The sequence below is a fragment of the Klebsiella pasteurii genome (assembly GCF_018139045.1).
Classification (GTDB): Bacteria; Pseudomonadota; Gammaproteobacteria; order Enterobacterales; family Enterobacteriaceae; genus Klebsiella; species Klebsiella grimontii.
In genome coordinates this window covers 5,260,542-5,281,281 of sequence record NZ_CP073236.1, presented here as the reverse complement: position 1 = coordinate 5,281,281, position 20,740 = coordinate 5,260,542, and the positions used below count along the sequence as shown (strand labels likewise).

At 50.4% G+C, this 20,740-nt stretch carries 20 protein-coding genes; 8 read left to right on the top strand and 12 right to left on the bottom strand.

Features of this window, described 5'->3' with window-relative positions; translation table 11 throughout:
• Positions 1-3: 3 nt before the first annotated feature.
• The 5 genes from KCG39_RS24700 to KCG39_RS24680 form a co-directional block, all read right to left on the bottom strand.
• Entirely contained in the window at positions 4-759 is a 756-nt protein-coding gene (locus KCG39_RS24700; RefSeq protein WP_211811494.1) for a 3-oxoacyl-ACP reductase family protein, read from the bottom strand.
• Positions 760-777: 18 nt separating this feature from the next.
• Positions 778-1,146 carry a holo-ACP synthase gene (gene acpS / locus KCG39_RS24695; protein WP_004129722.1) on the bottom strand — a complete coding sequence of 123 codons (369 nt, stop codon included), beginning with the start codon at positions 1,144-1,146 and terminating at the stop codon, positions 778-780.
• Positions 1,147-1,164: 18 nt separating this feature from the next.
• Positions 1,165-2,811 carry a ShlB/FhaC/HecB family hemolysin secretion/activation protein gene (locus tag KCG39_RS24690; protein WP_211811493.1) on the bottom strand — a complete coding sequence of 549 codons (1,647 nt, stop codon included), beginning with the start codon at positions 2,809-2,811 and terminating at the stop codon, positions 1,165-1,167.
• A 64-nt stretch (positions 2,812-2,875) separates the two neighbouring features.
• Positions 2,876-5,533, bottom strand: coding sequence for a two-partner secretion domain-containing protein (locus KCG39_RS24685; RefSeq protein WP_211811492.1), 2,658 nt, complete (start codon positions 5,531-5,533; stop codon positions 2,876-2,878).
• A 1,223-nt stretch (positions 5,534-6,756) separates the two neighbouring features.
• Positions 6,757-7,248, bottom strand: a complete 492-nt coding sequence (locus KCG39_RS24680; protein WP_004129715.1) for a YajQ family cyclic di-GMP-binding protein — start codon at positions 7,246-7,248, stop codon at positions 6,757-6,759.
• A gap of 142 nt (positions 7,249-7,390) precedes the next feature.
• Here KCG39_RS24680 and panE point away from each other — a divergent pair, with 142 nt between their 5' ends.
• Positions 7,391-8,302: a 2-dehydropantoate 2-reductase gene (gene panE / locus KCG39_RS24675; protein WP_004129706.1), complete on the top strand. Its 912-nt coding sequence runs from the start codon at positions 7,391-7,393 to the stop codon at positions 8,300-8,302.
• Positions 8,265-8,855, top strand: coding sequence for a protein deglycase YajL (gene yajL / locus KCG39_RS24670; RefSeq protein WP_004129704.1), 591 nt, complete (start codon positions 8,265-8,267; stop codon positions 8,853-8,855). Before panE ends, yajL begins: the two co-directional genes overlap by 38 nt.
• Before the next feature lie 58 nt (positions 8,856-8,913).
• Here yajL and thiI read toward each other — a convergent pair whose 3' ends face one another.
• Positions 8,914-10,362 (bottom strand): tRNA uracil 4-sulfurtransferase ThiI, encoded by a 1,449-nt coding sequence (thiI, locus tag KCG39_RS24665; RefSeq protein WP_032742058.1) that lies wholly within the window; start codon positions 10,360-10,362, stop codon positions 8,914-8,916.
• 198 nt (positions 10,363-10,560) lie between these two features.
• On the opposite strand from thiI, the gene xseB reads away from it, so the two are divergent.
• From xseB to KCG39_RS24645, 4 genes are read left to right on the top strand one after another with little or no spacing between them, the layout of a single operon-like run.
• Entirely contained in the window at positions 10,561-10,803 is a 243-nt protein-coding gene (xseB, locus tag KCG39_RS24660; protein ID WP_004129702.1) for an exodeoxyribonuclease VII small subunit, read from the top strand.
• Positions 10,804-11,703 (top strand): (2E,6E)-farnesyl diphosphate synthase, encoded by a 900-nt coding sequence (ispA, locus tag KCG39_RS24655; protein ID WP_004129701.1) that lies wholly within the window; start codon positions 10,804-10,806, stop codon positions 11,701-11,703.
• Positions 11,704-11,721: 18 nt separating this feature from the next.
• A complete protein-coding gene (dxs, locus tag KCG39_RS24650) occupies positions 11,722-13,584 on the top strand; it encodes a 1-deoxy-D-xylulose-5-phosphate synthase (RefSeq protein WP_004129698.1) in 1,863 nt (620 codons plus the stop codon).
• Between the two features lie 60 nt (positions 13,585-13,644).
• Entirely contained in the window at positions 13,645-14,619 is a 975-nt protein-coding gene (locus KCG39_RS24645; RefSeq protein WP_211811491.1) for an aldo/keto reductase, read from the top strand.
• 141 nt (positions 14,620-14,760) lie between these two features.
• On the opposite strand, the gene pgpA is transcribed toward KCG39_RS24645, so the two are convergent.
• From pgpA to nrdR, 6 genes are all read right to left on the bottom strand, one after another.
• Complete coding sequence (pgpA, locus tag KCG39_RS24640) at positions 14,761-15,228, bottom strand: phosphatidylglycerophosphatase A (RefSeq protein ID WP_235894164.1); 468 nt, start codon at positions 15,226-15,228, stop codon at positions 14,761-14,763.
• Between the two features lie 25 nt (positions 15,229-15,253).
• Complete coding sequence (gene thiL, locus KCG39_RS24635) at positions 15,254-16,231, bottom strand: thiamine-phosphate kinase (RefSeq protein WP_049114421.1); 978 nt, start codon at positions 16,229-16,231, stop codon at positions 15,254-15,256.
• Between the two features lie 75 nt (positions 16,232-16,306).
• A complete protein-coding gene (gene nusB, locus KCG39_RS24630; RefSeq protein ID WP_004099457.1) occupies positions 16,307-16,726 on the bottom strand; it encodes a transcription antitermination factor NusB in 420 nt (139 codons plus the stop codon).
• Positions 16,727-16,745: 19 nt separating this feature from the next.
• The gene (ribH, locus tag KCG39_RS24625; protein ID WP_004129690.1) at positions 16,746-17,216 is read right to left on the bottom strand and encodes a 6,7-dimethyl-8-ribityllumazine synthase; all 471 of its coding nucleotides are present in this window, start codon (positions 17,214-17,216) and stop codon (positions 16,746-16,748) included.
• 93 nt (positions 17,217-17,309) lie between these two features.
• Positions 17,310-18,413 carry a bifunctional diaminohydroxyphosphoribosylaminopyrimidine deaminase/5-amino-6-(5-phosphoribosylamino)uracil reductase RibD gene (gene ribD / locus KCG39_RS24620; RefSeq protein WP_049114422.1) on the bottom strand — a complete coding sequence of 368 codons (1,104 nt, stop codon included), beginning with the start codon at positions 18,411-18,413 and terminating at the stop codon, positions 17,310-17,312.
• Positions 18,414-18,417: 4 nt separating this feature from the next.
• Positions 18,418-18,867 carry a transcriptional regulator NrdR gene (gene nrdR, locus KCG39_RS24615; RefSeq protein ID WP_004099449.1) on the bottom strand — a complete coding sequence of 150 codons (450 nt, stop codon included), beginning with the start codon at positions 18,865-18,867 and terminating at the stop codon, positions 18,418-18,420.
• Positions 18,868-19,014: 147 nt separating this feature from the next.
• Between nrdR and KCG39_RS24610 the strand changes: the two genes are divergently transcribed.
• A complete protein-coding gene (locus KCG39_RS24610; protein WP_049114423.1) occupies positions 19,015-19,557 on the top strand; it encodes a SadB/YajI family lipoprotein in 543 nt (180 codons plus the stop codon).
• Positions 19,558-19,852: 295 nt separating this feature from the next.
• Entirely contained in the window at positions 19,853-20,737 is an 885-nt protein-coding gene (locus KCG39_RS24605) for a nucleoside-specific channel-forming protein Tsx (protein ID WP_004129680.1), read from the top strand.
• Positions 20,738-20,740: the final 3 nt, after the last annotated feature.

The following is a 20,740-nucleotide window of genomic DNA, read 5'->3' as shown; positions in this document are numbered from 1 at the left end:
ATATCACCGCATAACCATGCCACCATCGATGACGATGGTTTGTCCGACAATATAACTGGAAGCAGAAGAGCTCAAATAAACGATAGTATTTGCAACTTCTTCACATTTACCAAGGCGCTTAAGCGGAATTGAATTAGTGACTTCACGCACTACCGTACGAGACACTTTTTTAACCATTTTTGATTCAATCATTCCCGGCGCAACGGCATTTACTCGTACCCCCCGCGGCGCAAGCTCAGCAGCCAGCGTCCGTGTGAAACTTAAAATGGCACCTTTGGAGGCGCTATAATTAACCTGACCAATACTCGGAACAAGAGCAGCAATAGATGCAACGTTAATAATCGTAGGATTATTGGCCGAACGTAACAAAAGCAAGACCTCTTTAGTCAAGCGAAAGAGCCCCTGAAGATTCATATTAATAACTGAGCTAAAATCATCAAAACTCATAGCAGCAAAGAGGCTATCTTTCACTATTCCTGCATTGTTCACTAAGACATCCAGTTTCCCCTTATCTCTGGATAATTGTGCACATATGGCCGATACATCCTCCTGATTTGATAGATCTCCCTGCAGAAGATGCAGTTTTGTTCCTGCAGGATGATGTTTTTGAAGCTCAATTAGCTGTGCCTTATTTGTACAGTAAAGAGCATAAACGACGCATCCTTGCTCAAGAAACTTGCCGCAAATGGCGTGACCGATATCACCGCTGGCTCCAGTGACTAATACGGTTTTATCAACGAGGTCATTATAATTATACATTTATATTGATTACCTTAATTAACAAAGAATGGTCACCGCGATTGCATGAGTACGGCAATGAGAAATACTTAAAGAGATATTAAGAACTCCTTGTTCATTGAGGATTTCCTTAAGTCTACCGGATATCAAAAATTCAGGCTTTCCATATTCATCATGCGTGACCTCAATATCATGAAAGCGGATTTTATTGCTAAACCCATAACCCACTGCTTTTACAATTGATTCTTTTGCCGCCCAGAATCCCGAAGCACGCTCATAATCGGGGTTGTGCGGATTAATTTTATTAATCTCAGCATGAGTAAACACTCGCTGTAAAAAGCATGAACTGCTATTCATTAAGGCTTTAGTAATTCTTTCCACTTCAACAATATCCGTGCCAACACGCATGATTTATCGCTACAATAGTTATAGTTGATAATTAAAGTTGAACTTAACCTTATACTTATCCACATTTAAATTTTCGGGGTAGACAAAAGGACTCGATAATGATAAATCGTACTCCAAACCATAAACAACTCCTTTTAAACCTGTTATTCCGCCCATTATTTTTTTACTCTCAATCTCTTGTACCGGGACCTTACCGATGATTTGGCCATAATCCAGACCAAAATAGGGAGTTATGTTTCTATAACCAGTAATAATATTGAGCGTATTCTGTATATAGAATCCTTTATTACCATAGATTCCTCCGCTATCATCAAATCCACGAACACTCCATCGGTCGCCTATAGTAAGCTGATCCTGTAGAGTAAGATTATCCGGTGTATACTGTACAACGAGATTAAGTTCATAATAAGCGTTAACCGGTACTGAAGTGAGCCATTTCATATAATTCACATTCAGATTCATGATCTGACTCTGGCGACTCACATCTCCGTTACGCATATCTGGCGTTTCTGTACTTCCTAATGCTTTGATAAAACGTTGCCAGCTTAAACTAGAATCTAATACGGCCCCGGTAAAATTTTTCTTATAGTTTACTCCGAATTTCAAATTACTCATATCGCGCTTTTGTAAAACTAATTCCTCTCCCCCTAATGTATAATCATACTTGCGTCTGATGAGTTCTGCACTGGTGTAAAGCTTTGAGCTCGAATCACGATGCAGCATCCTTGTTCCCTTGAGACTAAAGTACTTGGTCTCACCAACATAGTCAAAATCATAGTAATTAATATCAATACTCTGTTTTGATTTACTTCTACTATAAAAAAGGCTTAATTCAGAGTATCCAAAAGGAATACTATAGTAGGAACTAACATTTTTATACCCACCTGTCTGACTACTCGTACCGGCCAAATAAAAAAGATCGCTAGATTTCGTTAGATTATAAAGATAACCAGTTGTCCCTAAGAGTTGGGTGCCAGTACTTTTGTCACCAAAGTTATTATATGTTGTTCTTAAATTCCATCTTTTAGTACGCTGAGGTTTGATTTCTACTTCACTGGTGCCATTGTTAACGCCAGGTATGATATTTATCTTTACATCAACCCAAGGCGTCCTCTGTATATTTTCTAAACCCTGCTCAATATCTCTGATATTCAGAATATCACCTTCTTTAAAGGGCAACCCCCATGTACTTATATCATTATCAGCTATGATAACCTTTGATATTTTCCCGGGAATAACTCTTAACTTTAGTTTTTTAGTTAAAAGATCCTGAGAAGGTATTTCGACTCGGGTTGTTATATAACCAGAATTAATAAAGTGATCTTGCAAAACCACAGCTGCTTTTTGTAACCCATTGACCCCCAAACACATACCGGCGACTCTTTTTTTTATTTTATGTATCCAGAGATCGTCAAGGAAATCATTTTCGAGAACAAGCTCATCAATATTATAGCAAGGCATCTCTGGTGGAAAGTCACTATCCACCGCTGTTTTCTCTATGGCTTGCGAAAAAACATCTTTTTTTTCAATCTTCCGCTCTTTGATTGATGTATTATCATTACTCTGCTGTTCTTTTATCATACGCCCTAACGGCATATCTGCAAATGTCTTTGAGCTGAAGATCATTAATATCAGAGCCGTACTGAAAATATATCGAATATCCATTTCGTATCCTAACAGATAAAAGCAGCAATCCCTTGCTGCCTTTACCTTATATTTAGCGTTCTATTTATTTACCAACTACAGTGCCAAATATATTTGTTATATTTGCATCTGTCTGAATCCCCTGAGCCCCTCCAAAGACGGCCCAAAAACCAGTATTAATAACTTTTTTGGCATTGATTACTGCTTTTCCTTCGGTATACATATTCAAATAATTGTAGATATTATTTGCGACATTCAAATTCAATTGCGATGTAGCAACCAGGTTACCCATATTAGAGATATTATTCGCATCGACCCTGGTAGTATACCCAGTGATATTACCATTTGCATTGTTAGTCAAATCAGTATTGGTAGTAATCGTCAATAGCTTACCAGAAACGATATCTTTATTGTTAGCAACATTGTATCCACTAACGTTCAGATTACCATCAGCATTAATGGTATGAGAATTTCTTAAATAGCCGGTAGTTTTTACAGTCACATCCCTCTTCCCACTAATCCAGCCATTATTGAAATAATCACCATTAACATTTATGAAAATATCTCTATCCGAGGAAATAATACCAGTTGCAGTATTTTTAGCGATAGATCCATTACCGTCTAAAGACAGAGAGTCAACATTGATATTCATGTCGCCTGAACTGTAAATAGTTGAATAACTCGCAGCAACATGTTTGGCAGCGATGTTCATTTTGCCGGAATTAGCAACCACCTGCCCTTTGTTGTTTGTCAGGGTACCGGAAAGGTTAATATTTGCATCTCCCGACTGAGAGACAATACGCCCAGAGGTATTGTTGACGTTTTTTGCGCTAATATTCAGGTTGTTACCAGCTATTACGCCGCCTTCCTGGTTCATGAAACCTAAATATTGTCCTGCGTAAGGACCGAACATATTACTAGCGCTCACATTAATATCGCCCTCCGCCTTTAACGTCAAATTTTCATCGGAGACCATCATTGAATACTTGCTGTCCAGATATGAACCTGATTCAACGTTGATATTTTTGGCGAGAATCAATGAGCTGTCATTAATAATTTTTTTAGCTTTAACAGATACGTCACCCTCGGTAGAAGTTAACACAGCAAGACGGCTATCAAATTTGTCGCTAAGCTCGATATTAATACCTTTTACACCAGTGATACCTGTTTGGCTGGTCCGCAGTTCACGTCCTTCGATTGAGATATTCTGACTACTTTCCATTTTTCCCTGGTAGTTATCGATATCTCGAGCCGTCTTTAATTTAATATCACCTGCTGAGGTGATTGTTCCAGCATTATTAAAAATATAATCTGCGGTGATCTCTGTTGCGCGTCCAGAAATTATTCCTTTGGCTTCTACACCGGCCGGATCGAGTGATTTATTATTATTATTTTTAACGGCTTTAGTAGTTTTTATTTTTACATCGGCTACGCTGGACCGAATCAATCCAGTTATATTTTCAATGTTACCAGCACTATCAATCTCTACGTTTCCGTAGGAATCAATAACACCAGAGTTATTGTTCATAGAGCTATTCTTCAGACTGATATAATTGCCATGCATTTGGCCATTACTATTGCTGAGCTCTCCGCTCTCGATAAGTACAATGGCAGCTTCGATACCAGCATTTTTGCTTATCCCAGAATTGTTTAGTTTATTATTATTGGTATTAACCGCTAACATTCCTCCTGACGCTATCTTACCATTGGCATTATCCAGTGCACCGCTTAGAATGTTGATGTCTGATGCAGCTGAAATATTACCCCCGTTGGTATTATTGATGCTGTTTTTAGCAGTCTCAATTGTAATACTTCTACCACTGTTAATTTTACCGCTTATATTATCCAGAGCACCATTAGTATTTACAGCTATGTCGCCACTAGATTGGATTATAGCGCTGTTATTTATTAGCCTACCGTTGCTAGTGATATTAAGACCACTGGCACCGCCGGCTATAGTCCCTTCATTACGTACCCCAACGCCGCCTTCAGTGCTAATCAAATTAATACGGTTGGCATACATACCACCGAGTTTAGAGACATCCACGCCATAGGAAGCTGCTTTATCGATGGCCTCCACTGCGCCGGTGATAGAACCATCGACATCAATAACGTTATTGCCTGCGATGACTGATAGCTCATCAACCCTCAGACTACCATTCACTTTGACGCTACGGGCTAAAATTTCTGTAGGTGATTCGCTCTGGAAGTTACCAATGGCAATATTGCCGCCCTTCACGGTATAACCTGTTAATGCACCATCTTTTACATTTGGCTTACCGGTCGTCAGCGTCCCTTTTTCCGCATTGATAAAACCGCCCCCTTGGGTTGTAATCCCATTTGGGTTAGCAATAATCAGATGAGCTGAGTCGCCTGCCACTTCCATCATCCCGTTAATGGTACTTGCATTTTTTGAAGTTACTTCGTTCAAAATAACTTTCGCGGTTCCACCCGCGAGATTAGCATTACCCTCAATCTGCCCCGCCAGTGTCGTTTGCACGGCGCTGGCGGAGTTATTGAAAATAACCCCTTCTTTGCCCACGTTCAGTGATTCATAAACGTTATGTGAAAGACCTTTGCTATTTGCTTCTTTAGTATTCACAACAGGAACACCGTTTGCTAACGTGACGTTCCCATTAATAATTGAGATATCAGCATGGGCTATTACCGGCAAAAGCAGTAATATAGAAGCAGCAAGAGGATTTAATTTTAGCATTCTCTTTTTATTCGCGTAATGTTTCATATAAACCTTTTCAGATAGTATTGATAGAGCACGGCCTAATGGAATTACACAATGTGCAGTATCGTCATTCACATCAGGCCATTTTTAGTACACTAATTTGCGTACCGATCCTTGAGTGTAAATCACATTCAATTCATCAACATCTTGTATAAAGTAGCCAATATGATTTATGAAATATATGAAGCATAAACTTTAATGTTTTTTAAGCAAAACGTATTGCGGATTATAATTTGAAATTACGAAATTCATCCTCTACAGAGGTTGTTACCCGTTTAAGCTTATACCTGTACTGCACCTTATCGTTAAGGCCGCTTATATTATCCTTATCGGCCACAGCGATTTCATACAACACTTTACTGACTTCGCTATACTTTCCCCGAATAGTTTTATAAATAAAAGTGAATTATCACCCATTATATTAACTTCCAGAATTTCATGACTAAGATCAAAAATGAATATTTCCTGAAAAATAATCCTCAGGGTTTTACCATCCTCGACTCTGTGATGACTCTTTTCTCCTGCAAATCAAAGGAATAACACCGTCTAAAAACACTCACCAACTCTTTGATTTTGTTGGGTTTAAATATCAACCTCAGATAAAATCACCATTCACCCAGGTACTATTCGCTAGAAAACTCATTTCACAAGATTAATAGAGTGAGAAATCTTGTAAGCATCCAGATGTTAGTATTACTCTGCTGAAATCACTTTGCCCCCCTATACAATGTGTTGTTGAACATTAAATTATAATAATAAAAACCAGGAAAATAATAATCACGATGAATAAAAAAGCTTCATATTTCCCGATCGTACAAATTTTACATAGCGGAAAAATAGTGAGTATCCAATAATCCAACCGACTTTTTAATCGATAAAAACGCTAATAAGTAAATGAATAGGCTACTGAGGAGTTAGCATGGCAGAACATGAATTATAAATTTGAATGCAAGTTTAAAGACATAACCTTGCTGCCTATCGCCAGCATTATGCAACTGGCGTACTCTGTACCGCTTGCCAATCATACTCGATACGCGGGTTTGATACCTGAGAACAGGGCCCAGTTGAAGGCTGAGAGGGGACTGATTAATTGAAGTGAATATTATTGTGTAGTTGAACTCATTTATTTCACATTTAAAAGTCATGATTAAGAATGTGAGTGAAAATGAGCTGCGGCTTATCCGGTCTCATGAGCCGGATAAGCGCAAACTATCTGAACATGCTGACTAATCGCGGAAATTCTTGAACTGAAACGGCTGACCTAAATCACCGCCGCGCACCAGCGCCATAACCGCCTGCAGGTCGTCGCGAGACTTACCGGTGACGCGAATCTCTTCGCCCTGGATCTGCGCCTGTACTTTCAACTTGCTGTCTTTAATCAGCTTGACGATTTTTTTCTGCGTCGCGCTTTCAATGCCCTGCTTCAGCTTCGCATCGACAAACCAGGTTTTACCGCTGTGCACGAACTCATCCGGCACCTCAATAGAACTGCCTTCGATTCCGCGTTTCAGCAGCTTAGCGCGCAGAATATCCAGCAGTTGGTTAATCTGGAAATCAGACTCGCTGAGGACCTTGATGGTCTCGTTTTTTTCGTTCAGCTCAAAGCTCGCTTCGACGTTACGAAAATCAAAACGCGATTCAACTTCACGGGTCGCGTTCTCTACGGCGTTTCGAACTTCCTGAAGATCGACTTCAGAGACAATATCGAAAGATGGCATCTTTTCCTCTCCTTCCGTTTCTTTTGCGTTGCATAATACCCGCAACGCGACATAACTCAACTTGTTATCCCGAAAGGATAACTGATAACGCTATACTTTAGCCATGAGCACCTGATGCAGCACTCACAGGTGAGGAGGAATAATGAAAGTAACCGTACTCGGATGCGGTGCACTGGGACAGTTATGGCTAACTGCGCTGTTCAAACACGGACATGAAGTCCAGGGCTGGTTACGCGTCCCACAGCCATTCTGTAGTGTCAATGTGATTGAAACCGACGGCAGCGTGTTTAATGAATCTTTTACCGCTAACGATCCTGATTTTCTCGCCAGCAGCGACCTGCTGCTGGTCACCCTCAAAGCCTGGCAGGTCTCTAACGCGGTAAAAAACCTGAGCGCCATTCTGCCGTCGTCAGTACCTGTTCTGCTCATGCACAACGGTATGGGTACCGTTGACGAGCTTAAGACCCTCAAGCAGCCGCTGCTGCTGGCTTCGACAACGCAGGCGGCCCGCCGCGACGGCAACGTGATCGTCCACGTCGCCAACGGCACCAGCCATATTGGCCCGGCGAAAGCCTATCCTGAGGATTATAGCTATCTCGCCGATGTACTGCAGGGCGTGCTGCCCGACGTCGCCTGGCATAACAATATCTACCCCGCGACCTGGAGCAAGCTGGCGGTAAACTGTGTCATTAACCCGCTGACGGCGTTAAAAAACTGTCAGAACGGCGATTTACGCGAATACCCGCAGGAGGTCGCCGCGATTTGTTATGAAGTTGCGGCGGTGATGGATCGCGAGGGGATGCATACCTCACCGGAAAACCTGCTATTCTATGTACATCAGGTTATTGAAAGTACGGCAGAAAATACCTCCTCTATGCTGCAGGATATTCTCGCCCAGCGCCATACGGAAATCGACTATATCACCGGTTATCTGTTAAAACGCGCCCGAGCCCACGGTATCGCCGTACCTGAGAATACCCGCCTGTTTGAACTGGTAAAGCGTAAGGAGAATGAATATGAGCGCGTCGGCACTGATTTGCCTCGCCCCTGGTAGCGAAGAGACCGAAGCGGTCACCACCATTGATTTACTCGTTCGCGGCGGGATAAAGGTCACCACCGCCAGCGTCGCCGGCGATGGCAGCCTGACTATCGTCTGCTCACGCGGCGTTAAGCTGCTGGCCGATGCGCCGCTGGTGGAAGTGGCCGACGGCGATTTCGATATCCTTGTTCTGCCCGGCGGCATTAAAGGCGCGGAGTACTTTCGCGACAGCCCGCTGCTGGTAGAAACAGTACGCCAGTTTCATCTTTCCGGGCGCATCGTAGCGGCTATTTGCGCCGCGGCGGCGACCGTGCTGGTACCGCATAACCTCTTCCCCATTGGCAATATGACCGGGTTTCCGGCCCTGAAAGAGCAAATCCCCGCCGAGCAGTGGCAGGATAAGCGCGTCGTCTGGGATGCTCGCGTTAAGCTGCTCACCAGTCAGGGGCCGGGAACCTCTATTGATTTCGCCCTCAAGATGATCGATCTGCTGGTTGGACGCGAAAAAGCGCATGAAGTCGCCTCCCAACTGGTGATGGCGGCCGGTATTTATAACTACTACGAATAAACGCAAAACGGCAACCCTGGGTTGCCGTTTTTGATGATTGCGCCTTGCTACTGAGAAACTAGGGGCGATAAACCTTCACATTTTCAAAGCCCTGCTCGCGCAGATACAGCGCCTGCAGGCGGCTCATCACCCCGCGTTCGCACCACAGCAGCCAGGTTTTACTCTGGTCGAGATCGCCAAATTTGGTGCTCAGCTTATAGAAAGGAAGCGAAACGACGTCCACGCCCTCCACCTTCAGCGGCTTATCGTCCTGCTCGTCGATAGAACGGATATCGAGGATCACATCGTTAGGGCCAAAACCGCTAACGGTTTCCACTTCCACCACGTCCTGCTCGGTCTGCTGAGCGATATCGCGGATATCAATATTGCTCGCTTCCGCCACCACTTTATCAAGAATGCTGAAATCGAAGTGCTCTTCTTCCGCCTCGATCTTCGCCTTCACCGCTTTCACGGTCGGGCTCTTCGAGATAACGCCGCAGTATTCCGGCATGGTGCGGGCAAAATCTTCGGTGCCTATTTCACGCGCGAGGTCAATAATGTGCTCTTTATCGTGCGAAATCAGCGGACGCAGAATCAGCGTATCCGAGACGTTGTCGATCAGGCGCAGGTTGGTTAGCGTCTGGCTGGAGACCTGTCCCAGCGCTTCGCCGGTAACCAGCGCCTGCACGCCGTAGCGTTCGGCGACTTTTGACGCCGCGCGCACCATCATGCGCTTAAGCACCACGCCCATCTGACCGTCGTCGACTTTCTCAAGGATCTCGCCCACCACCGGCTCGAAGTTAATCGCCACGAAGCGCACGCGGTGCGAGCTGCCGAAGCGGTTCCACAGATAGTGCGCAACCTGACGCACGCCGATTTCATGGGCAGCGCCGCCGAGGTTAAAGAAGCAGTAATGCACGCGGCAGCCGCGGCGCATCAGCATATAGCTGGAGACGCCGGAGTCGAAACCGCCGGAAATCAGCGACAGCACGTCTTCCTGGGTGCCGATAGGGAAACCACCGATACCTTCGTAGCGCCCTTTCACCAGCAGCAGACGATCGTTTTCGATCTCGAGGTTAACCGTCACATCGGGGTCGGTCAGCTTTACGCGCGCCGTTTCAATATGCTGGTTCAAGCCGCCGCCGACGTAGCGCTCCACTTCGATTGAGGTAAACTCATGCTTACCGCGACGCTTAACGCGCACGCAGAATGTTTTACCTTCCAGCGCTTCACGCCACAGCGGCAGCGTCTGCTCGAAAATATCGTGCAGGGAAGTATAAGGAACGTCTTCGACTTCCAGAATATGGTGGATACCCGGGATACGGGTCAGGGCGTCACGAATGGCCGGACGCTGATTTTCATCCTTCGCCCGGACCTCGATATGATCCCAGTGACGAACGACGGCAAGCGTCTCATCGTAGTTTTTGAGAACGTTACGAATGTTCCCGGTTAAAATTTTAATGAAGCGCAATCGCACAGATTGGCTTTTGATGGTGATTTCCGGGAACAATTTAATGATAAACTTCATGGCGACACTATTCGTTGGCAAGCCCGACGGGGCTTTAAGCATAAAAAGTTGTACAGGCGCAACCGGCGTCTGCATCCAGGGCGCGGAGTATACCACTATTGGGCGCTTTTCACCTGGCATTGCGCGTTATTTGATTAACCGCGCGACTTCGTTACCATATTGATAGCCATCGAGACATTACAAGAGTCTATATTCACTATGCCAAAGAAAAATGAGGCCCCGGCCAGCTTCGAAACCGCCCTGGGCGAGCTGGAGCAAATAGTTAATCGTCTGGAAAGCGGCGCGCTGCCGTTAGAAGAAGCGCTCGGCGAATTTGAGCGCGGGATCCAGCTGGCGCGCCAGGGGCAGGCAAAGCTGCAGCAGGCCGAGCAGCGCGTACAAATTCTACTGGCGGATAGCGAAGACGCGCCGCTTACTCCTTTCACGCCGGACGCTGAATAAATGGACTTCCCGCAACAGCTACAGGCGTGCGTTGAGCAGGCTAACGAAGCGCTGCGCCGTTTTATCGCCCCGCAGCCTTTTCAGAACACTCCGCTGGTTGAAGCCATGCAGTATGGCGCATTATTAGGCGGCAAACGCCTGCGCCCGTTCCTGGTTTACGCCACCGGCGACATGTTTGGCGTCAGCCGCGCTACGCTGGACGCCCCTGCCGCCGCCGTTGAATGCATTCATGCCTATTCGCTGATGCACGACGACCTCCCGGCGATGGACGATGACGATTTACGCCGCGGCCAGCCGACCTGCCATATTAAATTCGGCGAAGCGAACGCAATTCTTGCCGGAGACGCTCTACAAACGCTGGCGTTTTCTATACTAAGCGATGCGCCCATGGCTGAAGTGCCGGATCGCGATCGCCTGGCGATGATTTCCGAACTGGCGCAGGCCAGCGGCATCGCTGGCATGTGCGGCGGTCAGGCGCTGGATCTGGAAGCGGAAGGCCATCAGGTTGACCTGGCGTCGCTGGAGCGTATTCATCGCCATAAAACCGGCGCATTAATTCGCGCCGCGGTACGAATGGGCGCGCTGAGCGCAGGTGAAGCCGGGCGTAAGGCGCTACCCGCTCTCGATCGATACGCCGAAAATATCGGTCTCGCCTTTCAGGTCCAGGATGACATTCTCGACGTGGTAGGGGATACTGCCACCCTTGGCAAACGTCAGGGAGCCGACCAGCAGCTGGGCAAAAGTACCTACCCCGCCCTTCTGGGACTTGAGCAAGCCCGGAAAAAGGCCCATGACCTGATTACCGATGCCCGCCGGTCGTTAACTGAGCTGGCCGCGCAATCTCTGGATACCACGGCACTGGAAGCGCTCGCGAATTACATAATTCAGCGTGATAAATAAACAATAAATGAGTCTCTGATGAGTTTTGATATTGCCAAATACCCGACCCTGGCGCTGGTGGATTCCACCCAGGAGTTGCGTTTGTTGCCGAAAGATAGCCTGCCGAAACTGTGCGACGAACTGCGGCGTTACCTGCTGGACAGCGTCAGCCGTTCCAGTGGGCACTTTGCCTCCGGCCTCGGCACGGTAGAACTGACCGTGGCGCTGCACTACGTCTATAACACCCCTTTCGATCGCCTAATCTGGGACGTCGGCCACCAGGCTTACCCGCATAAAATTCTGACCGGACGCCGCGATCGGATCGGCACCATCCGCCAGAAAGGCGGGCTGCACCCCTTCCCGTGGCGCGGAGAAAGCGAGTATGACGTCCTGAGCGTCGGCCACTCGTCTACTTCCATCTCCGCCGGCATCGGGATAGCCATCGCCGCTGCCAAAGAAGATAAGCAGCGCCGCGCGGTCTGCGTGATTGGCGATGGAGCGATAACCGCGGGAATGGCGTTTGAAGCAATGAACCACGCTGGCGATATTAAACCCGACCTGCTGGTGGTGCTCAACGACAATGAAATGTCGATCTCCGAGAACGTCGGCGCGCTAAACAATCATCTGGCTCAGCTGCTTTCCGGCAAGCTCTACTCCACGCTGCGCGAAGGCGGTAAAAAGGTCTTCTCCGGCGTTCCGCCGATTAAAGAGCTGCTCAAACGCACCGAGGAACATATCAAAGGGATGGTCGTCCCGGGGACGCTGTTTGAAGAGCTGGGCTTTAACTATATTGGGCCGGTGGACGGTCATGACGTTATCGGTCTGGTTAATACACTGAAGAATATGCGCGACCTGAAAGGGCCGCAGTTCCTGCATATTATGACTAAAAAAGGTCGCGGCTATGAGCCCGCCGAAAAAGACCCGATCACCTTCCACGCGGTGCCGAAATTCGATCACACCAGCGGCGTGTTGCCGAAAAGCAGCGGCGGCCTGCCCTCTTACTCGAAAATCTTTGGCGACTGGCTGTGCGAAACCGCCGCGAAAGATGACAAGCTGATGGCCGTTACGCCAGCGATGCGCGAAGGCTCGGGGATGGTCGAGTTCTCAAAAAAATATCCCGACCAGTATTTCGACGTGGCTATTGCCGAGCAGCACGCGGTGACCTTTGCCGCCGGTCTGGCAATTGGCGGCTATAAGCCGGTGGTGGCGATTTACTCCACCTTCCTGCAGCGCGCCTATGACCAGGTGATTCACGATGTCGCCATCCAGAAGCTGCCGGTGCTGTTCGCTATCGACCGCGCGGGTATTGTCGGCGCAGATGGGCAAACTCACCAGGGCGCGTTTGATATCTCCTTCCTGCGCTGCATCCCGGATATGGTTATCATGACCCCGAGCGATGAGAACGAGTGCCGCCAGATGCTGTATACCGGTTATCACTACAACGACGGCCCGAGCGCGGTGCGCTATCCGCGCGGCTCCGGTACCGGCGCGGCGTTTGAACCGCTGGCTTCGCTGCCTATCGGTAAAGGCGTGGTGAAACGCGAAGGCGAAAAAATCGCGATTCTGAACTTCGGCACGCTGCTGCCGCAGGCGGCAAAAGTCGCGGAAAAGCTTAACGCCACCCTGGTGGATATGCGCTTTGCCAAACCGCTGGATGAAGCGCTGGTGCTACAGCTGGCCGCAGAACACGAGGTACTGGTCACCCTGGAAGAGAACGCCATTATGGGCGGTGCCGGCAGCGGCGTAAACGAGCTGCTGATGTCGCGCCGCCGCGCGGTTCCAGTGCTGAATCTCGGCCTGCCTGATTTCTTCATCCCGCAGGGAACCCAGGAAGAAGCGCATGCCGACCTCGGCCTGGACGCCGCCGGCATCGAAGCCAAAATCCACGCCTGGCTGGCATAATTGCCGTCACCGCTCCTGCTATGCTTAAAGGATACCCTTTACCCGTAGCAGGAGCGCACTATGCACTACATCCCTCTTGGCGATACCGATCTCCGCGTTTCCCGACTCTGTCTCGGCTGCATGACCTTTGGCGAACCGGACCGCGGTAACCATGCATGGACCTTACCGGAAGAGAGTAGCCGTCCGCTGATAAAATACGCTCTCGAAGGCGGCATTAACTTCTTCGACACCTCTAATAATTACTCTGACGGCAGCAGCGAAGAGATCCTCGGGCGCGCGCTGCGCGAATACGCTCGACGCGATTCCGTTATCGTCGCCACCAAGGTTTACCATCAGGTGGGCGATCTGCCGCAGGGGCTGTCGCGCGCGCAGATCCTGCGTTCCATCGACGACAGCCTGCGTCGCCTCGGCATGGAGTATGTCGATCTGCTGCAAATCCATCGTTGGGATTACACCACGCCCATTGAAGAAACCCTCGAAGCGCTAAACGACGTCGTCAAGGCGGGTAAAGCCCGCTATATCGGTGCATCGTCGATGCATGCCCGCCAGTTTGCCCAAGCGCTGGCGTTGCAGACGCAGAATAATTGGGTCCGCTTCGTCACCATGCAGGATCACTACAATCTGATTTATCGTGAAGAAGAAAAAGAGATGCTGGCGCTGTGCAGTCGTGAAGGCGTCGCGGTGATGCCGTGGAGCCCACTGGCGCGTGGCCGCCTGACGCGTCCGTGGGGGGAAACTACCGCCCGTCTGGTATCAGATGAAGTCGGTAAATCGCTCTACAACGCCATGGATGAGAATGATGAACAGATTGCGACAAACCTGGCTGAAGTCGCGGAAGAACTTGATGCCAACCGCGCCCAGGTCGCGCTGGCCTGGCTATTGAGTAAACCGGGCGTTGCCGCGCCGATTATCGGCGCCTCAAGGCAGGAGCAGCTGGATGAGCTGCTGCATGCGGTCGATTTAACGCTGAAGCCGGAGCAGATTGAAAAGCTGGAGACGCCGTATAAACCGCACCCGATCGTCGGGTTCAAGTAACGCACGGTTCCCTACCTGATTCCCGGCTCGCGCTGCGCTTAGCCGGGCTACAGGTTCACCAGCATCTGCGGACGACGAGTTCACCACCGCCTCCGGGAAACGCCTGCCTGCTCGATTTCCCAGGGGCGGGCCGGATTTTATTTAGAAAAGACCGATCGGCCAGTGGTGGCCAATCACGTACAGCACCCCGGCGGAAATCACCCCGGCGACGATATCGTCGACCATGATCCCCATCCCGCCGTGAATATTAAGGTCGAACCAGCGGATAGGCCACGGCTTCCACATATCAAAGATGCGAAAAATCACAAAGCCAGCGGCGACCCACTGCCAGTCCATCGTCGGTAAAGCCATCAGGGTAATCCACATCCCAACGAACTCATCCCAGACGATGCTGCCGTGATCGTGGGTGCCCATATCTTTCGCCGTACGGTGGCAAATATAGACGCCAATGCAGATGCTCATCATCACCGCCAGCGAATAGAGCTGCCAGGGGAGTAACGTCAGCAGATACCAGAAGGGGATCGACGCCAGCGACCCCATTGTGCCGGGAACTACCGGGCTAAGGCCGCTGCCGAAGCCCGTTGCCAGCAGATGCCAGGGATTGCTCATCTTCAGGCGGCTTTTCGCCGCATCTCTACTCCGCGCCAAAATGATCGTATCCCTTAAAATCGAACGTAACGGGCTTACCTTCCCGCATGAACTGCAGACCTTCCGATTGCGGAAGTATCTGTCCAATACAGGTAAAGCGCGCGCCGAGATTGGCAAGGGCCACGTCCAGCGCCCCGCGATTGAGTTCAGGCACGGTAAAGCACAGCTCATAATCTTCACCGCCGGAGAGCGCCCAGCGCAGCGCCTGTTCCGTCTCAACCTGGCGCAGCATCGCATCCGAGAACGGCATCGCATCGAGATCGACGCGCGCGCCGCAGCCGCTGGCGTCAAGAATATGCCCCAGGTCGGAAATCAGGCCGTCGGAGAGATCGATGGCGGAATTCGCTAAATCGCGCAGCGCCTGCCCCTGCAGAACCCGCGGTAGCGGACGCAGATGACGCGCCAGGAGATAATCCGCGTCGGAGTCATCTTCAACCTGCAGCCGATCCTGCAAAATCGCCAGACCCGCGGCGCTATCGCCGGGCGTGCCGGTGACGTAAATCCAGTCTCCCGGCTTCGCCCCGGAACGCTTCAGGCCGCGTCCCGTCGGCACAAAGCCGTGGATACCCAGCGTCATCGACAGCGGTCCGCGTGTGGTATCGCCGCCAATGAGCTGCATATCATAATAGTTGAGCTGCACAAACAGGCTGTCGCTAAAGGCTTCAAGCCAGGCTTCGTCCGCTTCCGGCAAGGTCAGGGCCAGGGTTAACCACGCCGGTTCAGCGCCCATTGCCGCCAGGTCGCTCAGGTTGACCGCCAGCGCTTTATAAGCGAGGTCGGCAGGGTCGATATCGGGTAAAAAATGGTTTCCCGCCACCAGGGTGTCGGTGCTGATTGCCAGCGTTTTTTTCTCGGGGATGTTCAGGAGCGCGCAGTCGTCGCCAATGCCGGTTTCAACATCAAGACGAGCGCTTTTTACGCGATCAAAATAACGGGCAATCAGGGAAAATTCGCCGCATGCCATACGTTATGCCTCAGAAAAAGAAAAGAATAAGGCCGGTTTGCAAGAGTGAGACTCTACAAAAACCGGCCCTGGAGTTTACTTTTTGTTGGGACGAATTACCGGGGCAGCTTTGTCCAGCACGCCGTTGACAAACTTATGGCTATCTTCAGCGCCAAAGGTTTTCGCCAGTTCGATGGCTTCGTTAATCGCAACTTTGTACGGTACATCGCTACGCTTTGACAGCTCAAACAGTGCGATACGCAACACCGCTTTTTCCACCTGACCCAGCTCGTCCAGCAGACGAGAAAGATACGGCTTCATCAGGCCGTCGAGATACGCGCTGTTAGTCGCCACTCCGGACAGCAGTTCGCGGAAATACAGAACGTCTACATCTTTCACATCCTGTTCCGCCAGGAACTGGTATTCGACATCAGCGATGTCGTTTTTGGACAACTGCCAGGAGTAAAGCGCCTGGACAGCACACTCACGGGCGCGGCGACGAGCAGCAGGTTTCACGGAATTCCCCTTACAAAAATCAGGCCTTGATGGCTTTCAATACGTTAATCATTTCCAGCGCGGTCAGCGCTGCTTCAGCGCCTTTGTTACCGGCTTTGGTGCCAGCGCGTTCGATGGCTTGTTCAATACTTTCTGTGGTCAGAACACCGAAGGCTACCGGGATTCCGCTGTCCTGAGCGACGTGCGCCAGGCCATTGCTTGCACCGCCAGCCACATATTCAAAGTGCGCAGTGCCGCCACGGATAACGGTACCCAGCGCGATCACCGCGTCATACTTACCGGTTTTCGCCAGTGCGTCAGCCGCCAGCGGCAGCTCATACGCGCCTGGAACCCAAACAACGGTAATGTTTTCATCTTTGACCTGGCCAATACGCTTCAGGGCGTCAATCGCGCCATCCAGCAGGCTGTCGTTGATAAAGTTGTTGAAACGCGCAATGGTGATGGCGACGCGAGCGTCCGGGGTAGCAACGTTAGCTTCAATAATGTTCATACTCTTCCTTCGGGTTCAGTTCATTTGGCCCCGCAAGGGGGGCGGATTCTATCATAATAATCGGCGCACTGCTTTCCCTTTTGTCCGGGGAAATCAAGCGTTCACTAAATGCAGGCAAATATCCGGGCCTACATGACGTATCTCATTGAATTTGAAATGGGGTGCTTGCTCAAGTTTCTCAAGCCCCGGCAGTACACATAATCCGCGCGCATCGCTGCCTAACAGTTTAGGCGCAATATAGACGATAAGCTCGTCCACCAGCCCGGCCTCGAGCAGCGCGCCGGCAAGGGTGGGGCCTGCTTCCACCCAAATCGTATTCATTTGCTGTTTGCCCAGCAGCATCATCAGTACAACCAGATCCAAGCGACCGTTATGCTCCGGCACCAGCAGCGTGCGTACGCTCTCCGGCCACTGGCGTTCATCTTCTCGGGTACGGGCAAATAGCGTTTCACCTGCCTGCTCCACGATGCGATGCTGCGGGGTGACGCGATTCCGACTATCGATAACGATGCGTAGAGGCTGACGCAGGTTTTCCTGCGGGTACAGCGCCTGAGTGTCGGCGTTGAGCTCGTCCCAGCGTACGGTTAGCGCCGGGTCATCCGCCAGCACCGTCGCGCTACTGGTCAGGATGGCGTGGCTTTGCGCGCGCAGGCGCTGCACATCGCGCCGCGCCTGCGGCGAGGTGATCCACTGGCTCTCCCCGCTGGCCATCGCCGTACGCCCATCCAGCGATGCGCCCATTTTTAACTGGATATAAGGAAAGCCGGTGCGCATGCGTTTAAGAAAGCCTTTATTCAGCGCTTCGGCTTCATTCATCATCAGCCCATGGCTGACGTCTACCCCTTCCTGCTGTAAACGGTACAAACCACGCCCCGCGACCTGCGGGTTCGGGTCCTGCATCGCCGCTACCACACGGCTTACTCCCGCGGCAATCAGCGCTTCGCAGCACGGCGGCGTACGACCGTGATGGCTACAGGGTTCCAGCGTGACGTACGCCGTCGCGCCTTGCGCTTTTTCGCCCGCCATGCGCAGCGCGTGCACTTCCGCGTGCGGTTCGCCGGCGCGATAGTGAAAACCTTCGCCGACGATCTCGCCATCTTTAACGATCACGCAGCCGACATTCGGATTGGGGTGAGTGGTGAAGCGTCCGCGCGCGGCCAGCTTCAGCGCTCGCGCCATGTACATTTCGTCCTGCATGGGCTCAGTCCTGTAAGCGGGCGATCTCTTCGCCGAACTCTTTGATATCTTCGAAGCTGCGGTAGACGGAAGCAAAGCGGATGTAGGCGACTTTATCGAGCTTTTTCAGCTGCTCCATCACCAGGTTGCCGATCATTTTACTCGGCACTTCGCGCTCGCCGGTCCCGCGCAGATGGGTTTTTATGTGGTTAAGCGCCATCTCGACGTCGTCCGAGCTGACCGGACGCTTCTCCAGCGCTTTCAGCATTCCGCTGCGCAGTTTGTCCTCATTAAAAGGCTCGCGCACGTCGTTACTTTTTACGACCCGCGGCATCACCAGTTCCGCCACTTCAAACGTCGTAAAGCGTTCATTACAGACCAGACACTGACGACGACGACGCACGGAAGAGCCCTCGCCCACCAGACGAGAGTCGATAACTTTGGTATCTACGGCGAAACAGAAAGGGCAATGCATGGCGCGTCCTGACATGTAGTTAAACTAACGGGTAGTTTACCGCGAAGTGACCCGACAACAAAGAAAGAGCTTTTGAGACAAAGGATCTATAGTGCGATTATCCGAACGATCTACCATTAAGCATCCTCTGTTAACGGAATCCCAACTATGACAAGACGTTATTTAAAACTGGCCATTGTGGGTAGCATTTTCACCCTCAGCGCCTGCGCGCAGCAAAGCGAAATCCGCCAGATGAACCAGAGCGTGAGCACGCTGAGCAAAGAGATGACCCAACTCAATCAGCAGACGGTCAAAATCACCCAGCAAAACGTGCTGAATGCGAAATCGAGCAGCGGCGTTTATCTGCTGCCGGCCGCGAAAACGCCGGCCCGCCTGAAAAGCCAGATCGGTACCCTGCGCATGTCTCTGCTCAATATCACTCAGGATGGCGACGGTACCCGCCTGACGCTGCGCATCCAGGGTGAATCAAACGATCCGCTGCCGGCCTTTAGCGCGACGGTGGCCTCGGGGCAGATCAGCGGCACCACTGAGAGCTATCAGGAAGTTAACGTGCAAAATCAGCTAATTAGCGCCCCGGCAAGCGTTCTGGCGCCGAGCGATGTCGATATTCCGCTGCGCCTGAATGGCGTAACGCCCGAGCAGGTTGGCTTTGTCCGCATCCACGATATCCAGCCCGCAAACCTGCCGTAACTCCCTTCTGCCGGGTGTCGCGAACATCCGGCTTCCCCTCTCGCGCCAATCCACTTACAGATTTTCCATTCAGTTCACTAAAAATTGACAGGATTTATGAATTTCAGTGGCATTCCGTCAAGAAATGCATAAAATCGTGAACGCAATCGATTACGTTAATGTTCGTTATGTGAAACAACACATATTTTTGTGAGCAATGATTCCTATAATAGACGCCACAGAAATACGAAATATTTAGAAACGCTTCGGCGCTTCTTTTAACGCCTTCAGGCTTAATTTAAACAGTGGCATCATTATGAAAAAAACATTACTGGCCGCCGGCGCAGCTCTGGCGCTCTCCGCATCTTTCTCTGCCAGCGCGGCAGAAAACGACAAACCGCAATATCTGTCTGATTGGTGGCACCAGAGTGTGAACGTGGTGGGTAGCTACCACACTCGTTTTGGGCCACAGATCCGTAACGATACTTATCTGGAATATGAAGCGTTCGCCAAGAAAGACTGGTTTGATTTCTATGGCTATATGGATGCGCCGGTCTTCTTCGGCGGTAACACCAACGCGAAAGGCATCTGGAACCACGGTTCGCCGCTGTTTATGGAAATTGAGCCGCGCTTCTCTATCGACAAACTGACCGGTACCGACCTCAGCTTCGGCCCGTTTAAAGAGTGGTATTTCGCCAACAACTACATCTACGACATGGGCCGCAACAAGTCCGGTCGTCAGAGCACCTGGTATATGGGTCTGGGTACCGATATCGATACCGGCCTGCCGATGAGCCTGTCGCTGAACGTCTATGCGAAATACCAGTGGCAAAACTATGGCGCGTCTAACGAGAACGAGTGGGACGGCTACCGCTTCAAAGTAAAATACTTTGTGCCGCTGACCGACCTGTGGGGCGGTTCACTGAGCTATATCGGCTTCACCAACTTTGACTGGGGCTCCGATCTGGGCGATGACAACTCTTATGATTTGAACGGTAAGCATTCACGCACCAGCAACTCCATTGCTTCCAGCCATATCCTGGCGCTGAACTACGATCACTGGCACTACTCCGTCGTGGCGCGTTACTTCCACAACGGCGGCCAGTGGGCTGACGACGCGAAGCTGAACTTCGGCGACGGCGACTTTAACGTTCGCTCGACCGGCTGGGGTGGTTACTTCGTGGTTGGTTACAACTTCTAATCG

Coding starts and splice junctions, on each gene's coding strand:
- KCG39_RS24605 (WP_004129680.1), top strand. CDS start 19,853: ATGAAAAAAACATTACTGGCCGCCGGCGCAGCTCTGGCGCTCTCCGCA.
- KCG39_RS24680 (WP_004129715.1), bottom strand. CDS start 7,248: ATGCCATCTTTCGATATTGTCTCTGAAGTCGATCTTCAGGAAGTTCGA.
- yajL (WP_004129704.1), top strand. CDS start 8,265: ATGAGCGCGTCGGCACTGATTTGCCTCGCCCCTGGTAGCGAAGAGACC.
- ribH (WP_004129690.1), bottom strand. CDS start 17,216: ATGAACATTATTGAAGCTAACGTTGCTACCCCGGACGCTCGCGTCGCC.
- thiL (WP_049114421.1), bottom strand. CDS start 16,231: ATGGCATGCGGCGAATTTTCCCTGATTGCCCGTTATTTTGATCGCGTA.
- thiI (WP_032742058.1), bottom strand. CDS start 10,362: ATGAAGTTTATCATTAAATTGTTCCCGGAAATCACCATCAAAAGCCAA.
- xseB (WP_004129702.1), top strand. CDS start 10,561: ATGCCAAAGAAAAATGAGGCCCCGGCCAGCTTCGAAACCGCCCTGGGC.
- KCG39_RS24690 (WP_211811493.1), bottom strand. CDS start 2,811: ATGGATATTCGATATATTTTCAGTACGGCTCTGATATTAATGATCTTC.
- KCG39_RS24685 (WP_211811492.1), bottom strand. CDS start 5,533: ATGAAACATTACGCGAATAAAAAGAGAATGCTAAAATTAAATCCTCTT.
- nrdR (WP_004099449.1), bottom strand. CDS start 18,867: ATGCATTGCCCTTTCTGTTTCGCCGTAGATACCAAAGTTATCGACTCT.
- ispA (WP_004129701.1), top strand. CDS start 10,804: ATGGACTTCCCGCAACAGCTACAGGCGTGCGTTGAGCAGGCTAACGAA.
- acpS (WP_004129722.1), bottom strand. CDS start 1,146: ATGCGTGTTGGCACGGATATTGTTGAAGTGGAAAGAATTACTAAAGCC.
- KCG39_RS24700 (WP_211811494.1), bottom strand. CDS start 759: ATGTATAATTATAATGACCTCGTTGATAAAACCGTATTAGTCACTGGA.
- pgpA (WP_235894164.1), bottom strand. CDS start 15,228: ATGAGCAATCCCTGGCATCTGCTGGCAACGGGCTTCGGCAGCGGCCTT.
- KCG39_RS24645 (WP_211811491.1), top strand. CDS start 13,645: ATGCACTACATCCCTCTTGGCGATACCGATCTCCGCGTTTCCCGACTC.
- ribD (WP_049114422.1), bottom strand. CDS start 18,413: ATGCAGGACGAAATGTACATGGCGCGAGCGCTGAAGCTGGCCGCGCGC.
- panE (WP_004129706.1), top strand. CDS start 7,391: ATGAAAGTAACCGTACTCGGATGCGGTGCACTGGGACAGTTATGGCTA.
- dxs (WP_004129698.1), top strand. CDS start 11,722: ATGAGTTTTGATATTGCCAAATACCCGACCCTGGCGCTGGTGGATTCC.
- KCG39_RS24610 (WP_049114423.1), top strand. CDS start 19,015: ATGACAAGACGTTATTTAAAACTGGCCATTGTGGGTAGCATTTTCACC.